This window comes from Bradyrhizobium dasycarpum (genome assembly GCF_042019905.1).
In the GTDB taxonomy this organism is placed as follows: domain Bacteria; phylum Pseudomonadota; class Alphaproteobacteria; order Rhizobiales; family Xanthobacteraceae; genus Bradyrhizobium; species Bradyrhizobium japonicum_B.
The window spans coordinates 1,337,169-1,352,518 of sequence record NZ_CP169574.1; the positions used below are offsets into that span (position 1 = coordinate 1,337,169).

The following is a 15,350-nucleotide window of genomic DNA, read 5'->3' on the forward strand; positions in this document are numbered from 1 at the left end:
GTCTTGGGCCGCTCGCGGCGATCCCTCCGCCTCATCACCTGGCGAGAGCCGACAGCTTCGGCTCTCGAACCTTCCAAAAGTCGGGTCTACCGACCAAACCGCGCGAGGAAATGCATCATGGCGGATGTCGCATTGCAGCCAAACAGAGTTGGCGCAGCGCAACCGGCGCGAAAACGCTCCAGTCTGCAAAAGGCACTCAAACGCAAATCGACTGCGGCGTTCCTGATGACGCTGCCGCTGATCATTCTCATCACGCTTCTGGTGCTTTATCCCGCGTTCTACTCGCTTCATCTGGCGACCCTCAACAAGTCGATGCAGAGATTCGTCGGTCTCGGCAACTTCGAGTTCCTGTTCAAGCGCGACACGTTCTGGCTGGTCGTCAAGCAATCCTGCATCTTCGCCATCACCGCCGTTCTGTTCAAGGCGCTGATCGGATTCATCGTCGCGCACTTCGTCCACAACATTCCGGCCAAGGGCCAGCGCAAATGGCGCGGCATGCTGCTGGTGCCCTGGGTCATCCCGCCCGCCATGAGCACGCTGGCATGGCTGTGGCTGTTCGACCCCTCCTACTCCGCGTTCAACTATACGCTGTCGTTTTTCGGAATCGGTCCGATCCCGTGGACCGGCGACGCCGCCTGGGCGCGCTTCTCCGTCATCCTGGTCAACGTCTGGTACGGCGCGCCGTTCTTCATGATCATGTATCTGGCGTCCCTGAAATCGGTGCCCGACCAGCTCTATGAAGCCGCCGCCATCGACGGCGCCAATTGGTGGCAGCGGATCTGGTACGTGACGCTGCCGATGATGCGCAACATCATCGCGATCACGACGCTGTTCTCGCTGATCGTGACCTTCGCCAATTTCGACATCGTGCGAATCCTGACCGCCGGCGGCCCTCTCGACCACACCCACATCTTCGCCACCTGGGCCTTCAGGATCGGCATCGAAGGCAGCGATATTCCGCTGGGCGCCAGCGTCTCCCTGTTCATGGTGCCAATCCTGGCGGTCGCAGCGATATTCATCCTGCGGGACGTCAACAAGCGCGGGAATGAAGCCTGATGAGCTCAGTCACGATAGACAAGGCCGCGCCGACGCGTACGGTCAAGTATGGAAGCATGAGCCGCGACCGCAAATGGGCGCTGCGGTGGTCGTACTTCTTTCTGACGCTGTTTGCGATCTTCTCGCTGCTGCCGCCGATCTACATGCTGATCACCTCGCTCAAGAGCAGCGCCGAAATCTCGGCAGCGACCAATCCATGGTGGGTCTTCAATCCCACTCTCGAGAACTATGTCGGCCTGTTGACCTCGAACCAGTTCCTGCGGTTCTTCTGGAATTCCGCGCTGGTTTCGATTTTCGTGGTCACCATCACGATGCTGATCAGCGTGCCCGCGGCATTTGCCCTGGCGCGGATGCGGTTCTGGGGCTCGGCGACGCTGGCGACCGGCGTGTTCCTGACTTACCTCATTCCGGACAGCCTGCTGTTCATTCCGCTGTTCAAGGTGTTCGCCCTGTTCGGCGACTGGACCGGCATCCAGCTCATCAACCGCTGGTACGTGCTGCTCTTCATCTATCCGACCCTGACGGTGCCGTTCTGCACCTGGATCATGATCGGCTACTTCGCTTCGATCCCCAAGGAGCTCGACGAGGCCGCGATCATCGATGGCGCGTCCTGGTTCCAGACGCTGACCCGGATCTTCATTCCGGTGGCGCTGCCGGGGCTGATCGCCGCGACCATCTTCGCCTTCACCGTGTCCTGGGCGCAGTTCCTCTATCCGCTCGTGTTCACCACCTCCACGGACCAGCTCGTGCTGCCGGTCGGCATCATCACGACGCTGATCAAGGGCGACGTGTTCAACTGGGGACAGATCATGACCGGCGCGCTGCTCGGCGCGGCGCCGCCGCTGATCATCTACGCGTTCCTGATGGACTACTACATTGCCGGCCTGACCGCCGGTGCGACAAAGGGTTGATGACTCATGGCTGACGTTGCTTTGCGGAAGGTTGTTAAGCGTTACGACGACGTCGAGGCCGTGCGCGGCATCGACCTCGACATTGCCGACCACGAGTTCATCGTGCTGGTCGGACCGTCCGGCTGCGGCAAGTCGACCACGCTGCGCATGATCGCGGGCCTCGAGGACATCAGCGACGGCGACATCATGATCGGCGGCGACATCGTCAACGACGTGCCGCCGAAGGACCGCGACATCGCCATGGTGTTCCAGAACTACGCGCTCTACCCGCATATGACGGTCGCCGAGAACATGTCGTTCGGCCTGCGCCTGAAGCACTATCCCAAGGCCGAGATCAAGGCGCGGGTGACGGAGGCCGCGCGCCTGCTCGACATCACCGACCTGATCGACCGCAAGCCGAAGCAGCTCTCCGGCGGCCAGCGCCAGCGCGTCGCGATGGGCCGGGCCATCGTGCGCAATCCGAAGGTCTTCCTGTTCGACGAGCCGCTGTCCAATCTCGACGCGAAGCTGCGCGTGCAGATGCGGATCGAGATCAAGAAGGTGCACCAGAAGGTACGTACCACCACCGTCTACGTCACCCACGACCAGGTCGAGGCGATGACGCTGGCCGACCGCGTCGTGGTGATGAACAAGGGACGGATCGAGCAGATCGGCACGCCGAACGAGCTCTATCACAAGCCGGCCACGCGCTTCGTCGCCGGCTTCATCGGCTCGCCCGCGATGAACTTCATCCCTTGCCGGCCTCGAGGACGTCGGCGGCACGCTGCAGATCCGCCTCACCGACCGCATCGCCTTCCCGCTGCCGCCGGCCCGGGCCGCGCGCTACAATTCGCTGCCCCGCACCGACAAGCTGCTGCTCGGCCTTCGGCCCGAGCATCTGACCGAGTCGCACGCGCATCTGGAGCCCGGCGTGGAGACCTTCGACACCGTGCTCGACGTCACCGAGCCGATGGGAATGGAGACCCTGGTCTATTTCGGACTCGATGGCACACCGGTCTGCGGCCGCGTCAATCCCAATGCCGGCGCCAAGGACGGGGCACCCATGCGTTTGGCGATGGACCTCAACAATATGCACCTGCTAAACGAGGCGACCGGCGCCGTGTTGTGACGCCGGTTCAAGAAACTCGCGCAGGCAGGGGACGATGGCGACCAACAAGAAGAAGATTTTCGTTACGCAAACTTTGTCGCAAGGGGCACGCGCCCTCCTCACCCAGCGGGACGATATCGAACTCGTCGAGTTTCCGAACCTGATTTCGGCGGGGGACTTCGAGGCTTTGCTGAAGAGCCATGCGCCGGTCCACGGCGTCGCGCTCGGCGCCACCGCCTTCGGCGAGACCGAGCTCGAGGCCGCAAAGGACATGAAGGTGGTGACCCGCATCGGCGTCGGCTACGACGCCGTCGACGTGCCCGCCCTCTCCCGCCGCAAGGTGCCGCTGATGGTCGCCGGCAGCGCCAACTCGCCTTCGGTTGCGGAAGCCGCGCTGTTCATGATGCTGACGCTGGCCAAGCGCGCCCAGGAATTGCATTCCTGCGTCAAGGACGGCAAATGGGCCGATCGGCTCGGCATGCTGCCGTTCGATCTCTACGGCAAGACCGTGCTGATCATCGGCTTCGGCCGTATCGGCAGCCGCACCGCCAGGCGCTGCCTGGCATTCGAAATGAACGTCCAGGTCTACGATCCCTACAAGCCTGCCGCCGAGATCAAGGCTGCCGGCTGCGAGCCCGTCGCCGACCTCGACGCCGCGCTGCCGAACGCCGATTTCGTCACCATCCACTGCCCGAAGACGCCGGAGACAATCGGCCTGTTCGATGCTGACAGGATCGGCCGGATGAAGCCGAGGTCCTATCTCATCAACACCGCGCGCGGCGGCATCGTCAAGGAAGCCGCGCTGCACGGCGCGCTGGTCTCGGGCAAGCTCGCCGGCGCCGGCATCGACGTGTTCGAGGTGGAGCCGCCGCCGGTCAGCAATGCGCTGTTCGCCCTGCCCAACGTCATCATCGCCCCGCACGTCGCCGGCGTCACGGTCGAGGCGGTCCAGCGCATGAGCGAGCAGACCGCGCGCAACATCCTGAGTGTGCTCGACGGCGATCCGATCCGGCAGAACGTGATCAATCAGGACGTGCTCGGCTGAGCTGAGCCAAGCGAAGCTCCTGGCGGGCGACGGAAGCGCCCGCCTTCGGAACGCCAGGAACCGTCCCATTTTGGCGCAGATCGGGCCCCAACTCAGCCTTAATCAAGCGCGCCTAATGTTCCCGGCCGCGGCGGCAGTGGGACAGAACTAGCCGGTCGCGTCGAGCTGGAGGATGGACCCTTGTCAGAGATTGACCCGACCGACCACGCGCTGGCGACCATCGCCAGCATTCTGGAGAACCCCGAGCCCGTCCTGGTCATTCGCAAGACCGAGACGGAGATCGTGGTGTCCGGAGAGCGCGAGCACGTGGACGCCGACGAGCATCGGGTCGTGGACGAATATCCTGCGGTCGAAGAGCATCCGTCGCTGGAACAGCATCCTGTCGTCGAGGAGCAGCCGCTGGTGCCGGAGCACGCCGATGCCGACGGCTACAGCAAGGTCGGGCCCGGACCCATGGTGGCGATCCGTCTCAAGTGGACGGTCCATCGCGGCGATGACGCCCAGTACTACGTCCACGAAACCATCGGCGAGCAATCCGCGCCCGTGGTCAGCGGCCCCATGACCAGCGAGGCCGCGGTGCATTTCGTCGACACCCAGCAGGACGAGGCGCATCGGCGCTTCGAGCTGCTGCGCAGCGAGATCGCCGGCCGCAGCTCGCTGGCCGACTACGAGCGCAAGGGCGAAGCCTAAAGCGCGATCATCCTGCTTTAGGTGGTTTGAGCATGATCTCTCGGGAAAACCGCTTCGCACGTTTCAGGATCATGCTCTGGCGCTCGCGCGGGCCAAGAAAGTCCCGCTTCACGAGCTCGACGCCGGCGTGCCGCAGCAGGTCGTAGGCGGTCGTGACGTGAAAGAAGAACTGGGGGACGCTGAACGTCAGCAGCAGCGTCCGCCCCGTGAAGGGCAGCTCGGTCCCGTTCTTCAACTTGAAGAAGACGTTGCGCTCCGCTGCCGCCTCGATCTCCGCGCACGGCAGGCTTTCGATGAACTCGATCGAGGTTGCTATTCGCGCCTGCAGCCCGGCCATGTCGTGCTCCAGCGCCGGCAGCGCCAACGGCTCGCACGCTGCCAGCAAGGCCGGCGCGACCACGGCATGGCGGCAGGCTTCGCCGACCTGCTGCGCGAGGTCGTACATGTTCGGCGCAAGCCGCATGCCGAGCATCACCGCCGGGTTGAACTTGCGGGCCTCCGCATAGGCGACGCCCTTGTCGAGCAGGGCCGACAGGTTGCGCAAATACGGCACGAAGAGGCCGACCGAGGCCTCGTGCATTGAGATCGTCACGTTGAGATTCCCTTCAATTCCGCCTCGCCAGAAGCTCGCATCTGGTCTAAATCCGCGCCGAAAAGAGCTGCACAATGACAGCTCGCGCAAGGGCGGAGAAGAGATGATCGTTCGAATCGCAGTTCGATTCTTGACAGCTTTGGCCGTGGCCCTGCTGGCAAACCTTTCTGCCCAAGCGCAGCAGGCACCCTCGCGGCTTGACGAGATCGTCAAGCGCGGCACCTTGCGCGTCGGCATGACCGGCGACTACAAGCCCTTCACCTATCTGGACAAGGCGACGCAGAAATTCAGCGGCTTCGATGTCGACATGGCCGAAGCGCTCGGCAAAGCGCTCGGGGTCAAGGTCGAGTTCGTCCCGACGGCCTGGCCGAAGCTGATGAAGGATTTCGAGGCCGACCAGTTCGACATCGCCATGGGCGGCGTCTCGGTCACGCTCGACCGGCAGAAGAAGGGCTTCTTCTCCACGCCGATCATGCGCGAGGGCAAGACGCCGATTGTCCGCTGCGCCGACGTCGGCAAGTACCAGAGCATCGCCGACATCGACAAGAAGGGCACCCGCGTGATCGTCAATCCCGGCGGCACGAACGAGCGCTTCGCACGCGCCAACATCAAGGACGCCGAGATCAGGTCTTCCCCGACAACACCGTGATCTTCGACGAGATCGCCAAGGGCAATGCCGATCTGATGATGACGGATGCCTCGGAGACGCGCTACCAGCAGAAGCAGCACGCCGGCGTGCTCTGCGCCGTGCACCCGGAAAAGCCGTTCGATTTCTCCGAGAAGGCCTACTGGCTCCAGCGCGACATAGCCCTAAAGGCCTTCGTCGACCAATGGCTGCACATTTCCATGGAAGACGGCAGCTACAGGAAGATCTACGCCGCCTGGTTCGATTAGATCGTTGTCGTGACGCAAGGGACCGTTGCGCGCCAAGCGGGGGACGCGAGAAGCTGCAATCCGCTCCATTTCGGTTGCAATGGCGCCTCAGGCCGCGTCCTCCTGTCGCTTGCCTCGGCCCAACTTTGGGCCGGTCCCTCGCCTATTGAACCCTGAACAGCAGGACGGCGACTCATACCGAGACAGTGATCTAGATCACTTTCCGCAATCGAACCGATGCGTAAGCGTCGGTGCGGGGACCACCTGTTCAGGAGATGGAAATGAGGAAGCTGTTGGCCACGGCCGCATTCCTTTTGGCGAGCACCGCTGCCCAGGCGCAGTACACGTTCGAATATGGCGGACGCACCATCCGCATCGACCCCGACCGCGGCACGGTGCAGATCCCCGGCGTGTACGACAACACCGGCCAGAAAGCCAAGAAGGCCAAGAAGAACGAGACAGCGCCGGGCCAGCAGCCGCCCCAGCAAGCCATTGTCGAGCCGCAAACGCCGGCAGCACCGGTTCCCGCGCCTGCCCCCGTCGCCCCGCCGCCCGCGGCCGCCCAAGCGCCTGCGGCCGCCCAAGCGCCTGCAGCTGCCCAAGCGCCTGCGCCGGCCGCTGCGGCCGTGGCGCCTCCGCCGGCTCAGCCTCCGGCGGCACCCCCCAGCAATGCGCCGGCCGAGACCGCGGTGCTGCCGCCGCCCGGGCCGCCTGCAGCCCCTCCGGCTCCCGCGCCGGCCACGCAGCAGGCCGCTCCCGCCGCGCCCGCCCCAGCCGTGGCTGCGGCTCCGCCGCCGCCTCCCGCTCCGCCCTCTGCACCGGCGCCGGTTCAGGCCGCCGCAGTCGCTCCGCCCACCCCGGCGGCCGCGCCCACGCGCGATCTCAGTTCACCTCTCGGCGTCTGGCTCACCGAGGAGAAGGAAGGCAAGGTCCGCATCGAGCAATGCGGCAGCAATCTCTGCGGCTATTCCGTCGACAGCAAATCGAACCAGAACGGCGAGCAGGTCCTGATCAACATGAAGCCCGGCAAGGACCAGAAATGGTCCGGCCGCATTCTCGATCCGAACTCCGGCTCGACCTACGATTCGACCATCGCGATGAAGGGCACCGATCGCCTGCGCGTGCAGGGCTGCGCCTTCGGCGGCATGTTCTGCGGCGGCCAGACCTGGACGCGGGTGAACTGAGCGCGATCGGATCGAAGCCAACATGGCGCAGCCAGGCTGATGCGCGGGACAACCCGCGATCGGTAACGCGACTGCCACGACGGCAGTCGCTGTCACCGCCAATGAGAGCGCTGCGGGCCTCCTGTCATAGGACAGCGCAATTCAAACGCGGTGCAATTCAAACGCTCCATTGTGAACCACTTCATACTCTTCCGGTCCTCGCTACTTCTAGTCTGGATTGAAAGCCAGACTATCTGCGACCGTCATACACCGCGATTGGCACCGTTTCGCCGAGACGCGTAGACTCGAAACGAGTCACTCCACGACCTCGTTTCGGCGCCGGTCATTGCGTAAGCGAGCGAGGTTGTGATGGAGGAACTCCGTGCGACACCATCGCTAGTCTCGGGTGACCGGGGCCCCCATTCGCTGATGTCGGAGCAAGGCATCAGGCGCCATGTCATCGGCGCACTCCGAAGTCGGCAGACGAGCCTGACCACCGCGCTGCAGCCTCTGGTCCAAGAACAAGCGCGGATGCTCGTTTCGGAATTCGGTTTCGACGCTCAGACCGTAAGCAAGATCCTGCAATCGCAAAACACCATGCTGGGCGTCTTGTCGGATCGGTATGACGCGCTCGATGAAGCCGCACATTACAGCGAGATTCCCTTCGTCGAACTGGCGCACGACGGCCGCATCGTCTATTCGAACGCGGCATTCGACAAGCTCTTGCCCGGCAGACGCGGTGTTCCCTTCTCCGGCCTGTTCGGATCACGTGCAGCCGACGTGTGGATGGCCCTCCGGGCCAACCACAATTCGAGCTTACGCGCAGACATCCAGACCAACGAACTTGTTCGTCAGGTCAGAGTCGAGATTGGCCCGCTGCGCGACGAAGATGGCATGCCGGGCAATTACGCGCTGCTTCTCGACCAGAGCGCCGAACAGAGCCGCCTCGATGCCCTGCAGGATGGCGTGCTCCGCACCGACTTGATCGGCAAGATCCGATTCGCGAACGAGCGCGCGGTGCAGGTCCTGGGATTCTCGGAATCAGAACTCAGGGAGATGCAGCTCTCTCAGGTGTTCGGACCCGATGACGAGGGAACGACGAACCTGTTCGGCGAATGGATCACAAAGCAAACGGGTTTCTCGGGTTTCGTTCGGCTGCACCCAAAAGACGGGCGCTCCATTCTGGCAAGGGTGAGCGGAACGCCCTACATGGAAGCACCGAACAGTTCGGCGGGGCTATTGGTGCTGTTCGCTCCTCTTGCCGAAGATCGCGCACGCCAGGAGCTCAAGACAGTTCTGGCCGAGCACGATGATCCACAAGAGATCATCGAGGCAACGCTTCAGGCGATCGGCAAGGTCATCCCGTTCGAAATGAGCACGTTCGGGGTCTACAGCGATCTCAACGACTTTTGGCGGGCGCTCACGATCTTTCCAAAACCCAGTTGGGAGTGGAGCACGCGTTGGTTCAAGGTGCCACCTGGCGTGATCGAGTGGCTCGAGCAGGGTAAGACGTGGGACAACAATCTGGCCGCGTTCGTCGAGAGCCGCAATCCCGAGGAAAAGGACAATCCGGTAAGCAAGGCCATTGTCGCCGACAAGTTCGAATCGATGCTCGTATTGCCGATACGTAAGGCGGGAGGTCGGTTTGGAAGCTCGCTGGCTCTGCTGTCCCGCAAGCACAAATACACCCCCGCCGATCTGCGCACGCTGCAAAATCTCGGCGTCGAGGAGATATTGCAGGCCGCCGACGCGGCCATGGAACATGCGCAGGCGCGCACCTTGCGCAAACTCAAAGATGATTTGAACAAGGCACCGAGTGCGCGCGCCATCGCCGAGCTGCTGGCCACCGGGACGACGCAATGCCTGGGCTGGGAATATGTCGGCGTGTTCCGGATCGATCGCCTGCGCGGCAAGTTCGTGTTGGTCGCCGAGCACGTCAAGAACGACCGCAACCTGCTCGTGAAGGCGGCCGGCCGCAAGGCCGAATACACCCAGGATCTGTCCAGCGGCATGCTTGGCAGCTGCCTGGCCGAGCGGAACATTCTTGTCGTCCCCGACGTCAGCGATACCGAGCGGAACTACGGCTTCATCAAGACCGCCCCCGATCAACGATCGGCCATGACGGTCCCCCTGCTCGTGAACGGCAAGATCGAGCTGATCCTGGACATGGAATCATCGGAGCTGAACGCGTTCCGTGGGCCCGATCGCGACGCGGCAAGCGGCCTCGCCGCCGACTGTGAACAGATCTTTGCGGCTCGCTGGCACGAAGCGATCGAGCACGCGCTCATGAACAGAATCGAGCAGGCCGCCGTCATCGTGGATGCCGTTGGGACGATCTGCCACATGAATGGTGCGGCGGACAACATCTTCGGCCGGGCGCGTGACCAGAAGCTCTCGACATTTGGTGCCCGGCAGGAGGATTCGGCGCAACTGTCGGAATCCGGGATCCAGCACCGTCTTCGTCTACACCTGTCGATCGGCGATGCGCCGCGCACCGAACTGACGGTTCTCGCAAGTCGCGAGCCGTTGAACGACGATTATGGTCATCAGCTCTGGCTGTTCACCAGCCTTGCCGATCAAAGTCGGGAGAGCGACTGGGGTTATCTGGAGGAGACTGTCACATCCGTTGCGCGCGAGACGCGCGCCCCGCTGTTGATGGCCGACGGCTTGCTGCGCGGCGCAGCGTCGCTCCTGAGCAAGCCGGAGCTCATGAAGAATTGCGCCGGTCTGCTCGAGCAGGCCGCCAACCACCTGCTCAGGGCCGATCTGACTTTCGAACGTCTGTCCGAGCGTCTCGTCGTGCAGCAGACACCGCAGGAAGTCCCCGAGCTATTCGACGCGTTGGGAAGTGCTCTATCACGAGGTCGAGGGCCTTCCAGTCGAGGATCGCGACGCGATCCACTTCGTCGACGAGATTGCGACGCGCCGGCCCCTGCTGGTTAAGGGATGGACGAAGCGATTGAGCTTTGCGTTTCGCTCTGCTCTCAGCTCCCTGCTGTCGTTGCGCATCACGCCGAACGACAAGTTGACCGTAACGATCGCGGAGCGACCGCAGCATCACCTCTCGGTGTCCATGCGTTTGCCCGCAATGATCGCCGACACCCTGGCTCCGTCGGCCGCGGACCCGATCGAGCAGAGCCAGCACCGGGCACGGCAGATGGCCAGCGTCGCGGTGGAGGCGATACGCAAGGCGGCCGAGCAGCACGGCGGCACTCTCACTGATTTGGACGGCGCAGGCTTCGAGTTCAACCTGCCATTGTGTGCGCAGGACGTACCAGTATGACAGCCAAGATCGCGATCGCCACCGCGGAGCCAAACATGTTCGAAACGCTGCGGGCGCAGCTGCTCGCGGCGGGAGTGGCCATAGAGGAATTGTACGACAAGCCTCTGATGACCCCGGACCAGACCAACGAGTGGCTCGTCGCGAATGAGACCGAGCTGCTCGTGCTCGATGCCCGGCTGCCGACCGACCCGACTGCCGTCTACGACACACGTACGACTCTCGGCGCGAAGCACGTGCTCAACACCGTCGTTTTGGCCCAGGACCCGCACACTTCCGTGCTGGTCATCGCGCCCTCGTTCGGGACCTGCACGGACCTGGAGGAAGAGTGCCGGGCGGCGGGCAATGCGTTGATCCTGCCGATGGACGCGCTGCAGCTGCACCGGCACCGGATCTTGCGCCCGTTCATTGCGATGCTCACCGGTCGGCCGGACGAGACGAACGCGATCCCGGGCGCGTTCCGCGTGGTCGAGATCGAAATCCATAGCGCCAAGGTGGAGTGCCGGCTCGGAACGGGCGAAGACGGCTCCTCGATGCTTCGCTGGAACACCATCAGCGATCTCGATGACCTCAAGTCTGCCGCTCAAACCTATGCGCGCGACGAGATGCCGCTGAACAATTGGCTCGGCCAGACCCGCGACGTTGGAACGCGCCTGTTCAAGAGCTTCGTCGTCAAAGCGATCGGAGAACATCTGTTCTCGCAGATCGAGAAGTCCGCAGGCGGGCTGGTGGGACTGTCGTTCCGGTTCGTCATCAGCGACGCAGGCTTTTATGCGGTGCCCTTCGAGGCGAGTGTGCGTTATCTCTCGGAGGAAAATGGGCCGTTCGTGCTGCTCTATGCGCCGATTGTCCGGCGCATTCCGTTCTTCGTCCGTGGAAGGGCCAGCGAGCGAGCGCGGATCAGTCCGGGCGCGAAGCTGATGTTCGTTCGCTCTCAGATCGGCGAACATCCCGATCTGAAGCTCGACAGCGTGATCTGCGACGGCAAGAGGTTCGACAAGCTCGGCAATATCGATACCGAACTGCAGCACGTGGAGAAGCTGGGCGCCGCAGGCTGTTTCGATCTGAAGATCGTCAATTTGTCGGATGCCCCTCCGGGCGAGGCCGCCCCCTATCTGCTGAAGCAGCTAGACGCATTCCGGCCCACCATTCTCCACTACGCCGGTCACGCCTGGAGCGACGGTCAGCAAACCGCGACCCTCGTCCTTCCCGGGATGAAGCCAGAGCAGGCGGTCGGGCTGAAACTGGACAGGGTGGCGGCCTCCGACGGCCTGTCAGCGACGACGCTGGTCTACCTCTCGGCCTGCCGTGGCATCTCGAAGGGCTGCGTTCAGCAATTGGTGATGAACGGAATCCCCTATGCGCTGGGCTTCCGATGGAATGTCGAGGACGAGCGCGCGCCGCAGTTCGCCAAGGAGTTCTATGACGAACTGTACCGGACGCGGTCCGTTTGCCTGGCGTTCCGGAAAGCGTGCCGCGCATCGTGGGAAAGCCTGAACTACGACGAGGAAAGCCCGATCTGGCTTTCGCCGATCCTGCTGGCGCAATCGACCGATTGGGCAACACGCTGCCACTGAGGAGCTCGTTGTGGAAAGAACGTCATGACAGTCTGGACCACACTCAAGAACGTCGTCGACCACTGGGCAAGCCGCGAGCTGCGGCGCCCCTATGTCGGCTGCGTCGCTTCGACCGGCAATGGGATCACGGCGGGACAGAGCTTCGTGCCCGAAGCGAGCTACTTCGGCGTGCGCATGGTTGAAATGGGCTTGCGCGAAGGCGGCAAGTTCTTCAGCTCGTTCCTCCCGCTCGGCGTCGTGCTCACCGAGTTCAGCTTCGGCGACGGGCGCCAGCGCCGTCCCACGATCCTGAGCAATGACGAGATCGCCGCTCAACTGAAGGCAGCCGGTGCCGCTCCGGGCTATGTCGACTTCAAGAATATCTATGCCGTCAGGCGCGCGCCCATGAAGCAGGACAATCTGTCTCTGTTCGTCGGGCTCTTCCGCCTTCCGTTTCACGATGTCGCACAGCAGGTCCTGCAACTGGCCGCCGACCTGACGACGCAGACCGGCCTCGCGCCGGGCGTTCCAGACGGGTTGCGTGTGGCTGAAAAGATCTACGACCGGGTCGCCGGCCTGTTCGGACTCAACATCGTCACGCCGTTGTTCTCGTACGCCGACGGCAATGCGCTTGGTCGCAGCGGCTACCTGTTGGTTGCAGGTTCCGATCTCGAAGAAGCGGTCGCCAAGCGGTTGGTGGTCACCGACGACCGCTTGCTGCTGGACGGCCAGCGTGTGTCTGGACTGGACTATTGCCTCCTGGCCGTCGAGTTCACGGCGAGCCTGCTGCCCGACGGGCCGGACTCGATCAACCCTCTCACGCAGCTCGGATTTCATCGACACTGGCAGGGTGTCGCAGGCAGCATCATGAGGCGGGAGTTGGAGCGTGCGGACGAGCAGATGCTGACTCTGCGCGCCGAGGTGATAACGTCGCCCGAACTTGCCGAGAACGATCGTCTCGTGGCGATCGGCGCCTACCAGACCAGCTATGACAAGCTCGTGGAGCGCGTGACACCGAAAAGTGCTCACCGCGGCTGGGAAAGGGCAAATCTGGGCGCCCTCAACGACAAGACGATCGCCAAACCGGCCGTGACAGAGCTCCTGAAGGGCATGCAAATTCGGCTGCTCACCGGCATCAGGGATGCCCCGGAGGACCCCGACAGGCTTTTTGCGTCCGAGGCCTTCGCATTGCGAAAAACAGTCGGCAAAACTTCTCTGGTCGACACGGACTCCGCGGTCGCGCTGGCGCGTGTGATTGATCGCGCTGCGGCAGCAAAGTGACGGCACGAACCGGCCGTTTCACGGCTTTGCCCGGCGATGGGCTGGCGCCCGGAAGCGGTCCTTGCCGTCACCGTCCGGCCGAATGCGTGACAGTCCTCACATCGGCCCACCCCGCCTTGTGACACGCTCCCGGCAGGTTCAGCCAATGGGGCGTGTCATGCGATATCTTTGCAAGGGTATTTTTGCCGCAATCTGGGCCGTCGCCCTGCTCTGCGGACCGGCGAATGCAGCATCGACCAGCTTCGACGGCGCCTGGAACGTGCGGATCTCGTCCTCAAGCGAGACCTGCGGCAATGGCGCCACCGTCGCGATCGGCATCAACAATGGTCAGATCGCATCGAGCAGCGCGGCCGTGTCGGCGTCAGGCCGCGTCGCCGACGCCGGCAGCATCAACGTCACCTTGAGCACGGGCATCAAGCGCGCCGTCGGCTTCGGCCGGCTCAGCGGCACCTCCGGCTCCGGCACGTGGCGCGGTGCGCTGTGCACGGGCACGTGGACGGCAGAGCGGATGTAGGTCGCCCGTGTCCCGGCTCGGCGCCGCATCGCCTTACGGCGCCGCGGCTTGTCCGGGACAGGAGGCTCTAGCCCAACGCTGCGCCGTACTCCGCGTCGGTGACCGGCTCGAGCCAGGTCGAGTACACGCCGTCGAGCGCCTCCTGCATGGCGATATGGCACATGCCGTTGGTCGGCGAGGCCCCGTGCCAGTGCACTTCGCCCGGCGGAATCCAGACGGTGTCGCCGGGTCGGATTTCCCTGACGGGACCGCCCTTGGTCTGGACGCGGCCGACGCCGGAAATGACGTAGAGCGTCTGCCCGAGCGGATGATGGTGCCAGTTGGTGCGGGCGCCGGGCTCGAACGCAACCCGCGAGCAGTTCAGCCGTGCCGGCGCGGGTGCCATGATCACGGGGTCCTGCCACACGGTGCCGGTGAAATTCTCCTTGGGCGCGCGGCGGGTCGGCCGCGTGCCTGCAACAGTGATCTCCATGGGATTACCTCGCTTGCTTCCCGGTTACTTCTTGCTGGCGGCGTAGCGCGCCTTGGTTTCGGCGTTCATGGGATAGAGGCCCGGCAGCACGGCGCCGTTGTTCACCTCGTTGACGATCCAGGCCTCCATCCGCTCCTGCTCGACGCCCTCGTTGAGCACGTGCTCGAGCATCGCCTGCGGGATCAGCACGCAGCCGTCCTGGTCGGCGACCACGATGTCGTTCGGAAACACGGCAACGCCGCCGCAGCCGATCGGCTCACCCCAGCCGACGAAGGTGAGGCCCGCAACCGAGGGCGGCGCGGCATAGCCGTCGCACCAGACCGGCAGATTGGTGCCGAGCACGCCCTCGACGTCACGCACCACGCCGTCGGTGACGAGCGCGGTGACGCCGCGCTTGACCATGCGGGCGCAGAGGATGTCGCCGAAGATGCCGGCATCGGTGATCCCCATGGCGTCGACCACGGCGATGCATCCTTCCGGCATCGCCTCGATCGCGGTGCGGGTGGAGATCGGCGAGGACCAGGATTCCGGCGTCGCCAGATCCTCGCGCGCCGGCACGAAGCGCAGCGTGAAGGCCTGCCCCACCAGGCGCGGCAGGCCCGGTCGCAGCGGCCGCGCGCCGCGCATCCACACATTGCGCAGGCCCTTTTTCAGCAGGACCGTGGTGATGGTGGCGGTGGTGATGCCGGCGAGAATCTTGCGGGCTTCGGGGGACAGCGACATGGAAACAGACAAGCTCCGGGGTGCGGGAAACAACGTGCGCATCTTGCGAGCCGCAGCCCTTGCGTCAAGGGCCAAGAGGCTCGCAATAACGCAGGGCCGGTGGGCCT

Annotated in this window: 13 protein-coding genes and 2 pseudogenes; 12 read left to right on the forward strand and 3 right to left on the reverse strand. The window is 63.9% G+C overall.

Translation table 11 applies throughout. The features are described 5' to 3' along the window. Positions 1–117 precede the first annotated feature (117 nt). The 5 genes and pseudogenes from ACETMP_RS06820 to ACETMP_RS06840 all read left to right on the forward strand — a co-directional run bounded on the left by ACETMP_RS06820 (position 118) and on the right by ACETMP_RS06840 (position 4,789). On the forward strand, positions 118–1,056 hold the full coding sequence (locus tag ACETMP_RS06820; RefSeq protein WP_375160368.1) for a carbohydrate ABC transporter permease: 939 nt from the start codon (positions 118–120) through the stop codon (positions 1,054–1,056). Beyond that, the gene (locus ACETMP_RS06825) at positions 1,056–1,967 is read left to right on the forward strand and encodes a carbohydrate ABC transporter permease (protein ID WP_375160369.1); all 912 of its coding nucleotides are present in this window, start codon (positions 1,056–1,058) and stop codon (positions 1,965–1,967) included. Before ACETMP_RS06820 ends, ACETMP_RS06825 begins: the two co-directional genes overlap by 1 nt. 6 nt (positions 1,968–1,973) lie before the next feature. Next, positions 1,974–3,075 (forward strand): annotated as a pseudogene (locus ACETMP_RS06830) (ABC transporter ATP-binding protein). 34 nt (positions 3,076–3,109) lie between these two features. Continuing rightward, a complete protein-coding gene (locus ACETMP_RS06835) occupies positions 3,110–4,099 on the forward strand; it encodes a hydroxyacid dehydrogenase (RefSeq protein ID WP_375160370.1) in 990 nt (329 codons plus the stop codon). 180 nt (positions 4,100–4,279) lie between these two features. Then, complete coding sequence (locus tag ACETMP_RS06840; RefSeq protein ID WP_375160371.1) at positions 4,280–4,789, forward strand: hypothetical protein; 510 nt, start codon at positions 4,280–4,282, stop codon at positions 4,787–4,789. Between the two features lie 7 nt (positions 4,790–4,796). Here ACETMP_RS06840 and ACETMP_RS06845 read toward each other — a convergent pair whose 3' ends face one another. Next, the gene (locus tag ACETMP_RS06845) at positions 4,797–5,369 is read right to left on the reverse strand and encodes a DUF1993 family protein (protein WP_375161858.1); all 573 of its coding nucleotides are present in this window, start codon (positions 5,367–5,369) and stop codon (positions 4,797–4,799) included. A gap of 115 nt (positions 5,370–5,484) precedes the next feature. On the opposite strand from ACETMP_RS06845, the pseudogene ACETMP_RS06850 reads away from it, so the two are divergent. The 7 genes and pseudogenes from ACETMP_RS06850 to ACETMP_RS06880 all read left to right on the forward strand — a co-directional run bounded on the left by ACETMP_RS06850 (position 5,485) and on the right by ACETMP_RS06880 (position 14,048). Further along, positions 5,485–6,275 (forward strand): annotated as a pseudogene (locus tag ACETMP_RS06850) (transporter substrate-binding domain-containing protein). 260 nt (positions 6,276–6,535) lie between these two features. After that, positions 6,536–7,438 carry a DUF2147 domain-containing protein gene (locus tag ACETMP_RS06855; RefSeq protein WP_375160372.1) on the forward strand — a complete coding sequence of 301 codons (903 nt, stop codon included), beginning with the start codon at positions 6,536–6,538 and terminating at the stop codon, positions 7,436–7,438. 348 nt (positions 7,439–7,786) lie between these two features. Then, complete coding sequence (locus ACETMP_RS06860) at positions 7,787–10,360, forward strand: PAS domain-containing protein (RefSeq protein ID WP_375160373.1); 2,574 nt, start codon at positions 7,787–7,789, stop codon at positions 10,358–10,360. Between the two features lie 16 nt (positions 10,361–10,376). Continuing rightward, positions 10,377–10,700, forward strand: a complete 324-nt coding sequence (locus tag ACETMP_RS06865; RefSeq protein ID WP_375160374.1) for a hypothetical protein — start codon at positions 10,377–10,379, stop codon at positions 10,698–10,700. Continuing rightward, a complete protein-coding gene (locus ACETMP_RS06870) occupies positions 10,697–12,274 on the forward strand; it encodes a CHAT domain-containing protein (RefSeq protein ID WP_375160375.1) in 1,578 nt (525 codons plus the stop codon). Before ACETMP_RS06865 ends, ACETMP_RS06870 begins: the two co-directional genes overlap by 4 nt. Before the next feature lie 24 nt (positions 12,275–12,298). Then, the gene (locus tag ACETMP_RS06875; RefSeq protein ID WP_375160376.1) at positions 12,299–13,534 is read left to right on the forward strand and encodes a hypothetical protein; all 1,236 of its coding nucleotides are present in this window, start codon (positions 12,299–12,301) and stop codon (positions 13,532–13,534) included. Between the two features lie 157 nt (positions 13,535–13,691). After that, positions 13,692–14,048: a hypothetical protein gene (locus ACETMP_RS06880; protein WP_375160377.1), complete on the forward strand. Its 357-nt coding sequence runs from the start codon at positions 13,692–13,694 to the stop codon at positions 14,046–14,048. A 67-nt stretch (positions 14,049–14,115) separates the two neighbouring features. Here the strand turns inward: ACETMP_RS06880 and ACETMP_RS06885 are convergent, their stop codons facing one another. Continuing rightward, on the reverse strand, positions 14,116–14,520 hold the full coding sequence (locus ACETMP_RS06885; RefSeq protein ID WP_028136366.1) for a cupin domain-containing protein: 405 nt from the start codon (positions 14,518–14,520) through the stop codon (positions 14,116–14,118). Positions 14,521–14,544: 24 nt separating this feature from the next. Further along, positions 14,545–15,243, reverse strand: coding sequence for a ribonuclease activity regulator RraA (locus tag ACETMP_RS06890; protein ID WP_375160378.1), 699 nt, complete (start codon positions 15,241–15,243; stop codon positions 14,545–14,547). Positions 15,244–15,350 lie beyond the last annotated feature (107 nt).

Coding starts and splice junctions, on each gene's coding strand:
- ACETMP_RS06855 (WP_375160372.1), top strand. CDS start 6,536: ATGAGGAAGCTGTTGGCCACGGCCGCATTCCTTTTGGCGAGCACCGCT.
- ACETMP_RS06845 (WP_375161858.1), bottom strand. CDS start 5,369: ATGCACGAGGCCTCGGTCGGCCTCTTCGTGCCGTATTTGCGCAACCTG.
- ACETMP_RS06885 (WP_028136366.1), bottom strand. CDS start 14,520: ATGGAGATCACTGTTGCAGGCACGCGGCCGACCCGCCGCGCGCCCAAG.
- ACETMP_RS06825 (WP_375160369.1), top strand. CDS start 1,056: ATGAGCTCAGTCACGATAGACAAGGCCGCGCCGACGCGTACGGTCAAG.
- ACETMP_RS06820 (WP_375160368.1), top strand. CDS start 118: ATGGCGGATGTCGCATTGCAGCCAAACAGAGTTGGCGCAGCGCAACCG.
- ACETMP_RS06835 (WP_375160370.1), top strand. CDS start 3,110: ATGGCGACCAACAAGAAGAAGATTTTCGTTACGCAAACTTTGTCGCAA.
- ACETMP_RS06880 (WP_375160377.1), top strand. CDS start 13,692: ATGCGATATCTTTGCAAGGGTATTTTTGCCGCAATCTGGGCCGTCGCC.
- ACETMP_RS06890 (WP_375160378.1), bottom strand. CDS start 15,243: ATGTCGCTGTCCCCCGAAGCCCGCAAGATTCTCGCCGGCATCACCACC.
- ACETMP_RS06875 (WP_375160376.1), top strand. CDS start 12,299: ATGACAGTCTGGACCACACTCAAGAACGTCGTCGACCACTGGGCAAGC.
- ACETMP_RS06870 (WP_375160375.1), top strand. CDS start 10,697: ATGACAGCCAAGATCGCGATCGCCACCGCGGAGCCAAACATGTTCGAA.
- ACETMP_RS06860 (WP_375160373.1), top strand. CDS start 7,787: ATGGAGGAACTCCGTGCGACACCATCGCTAGTCTCGGGTGACCGGGGC.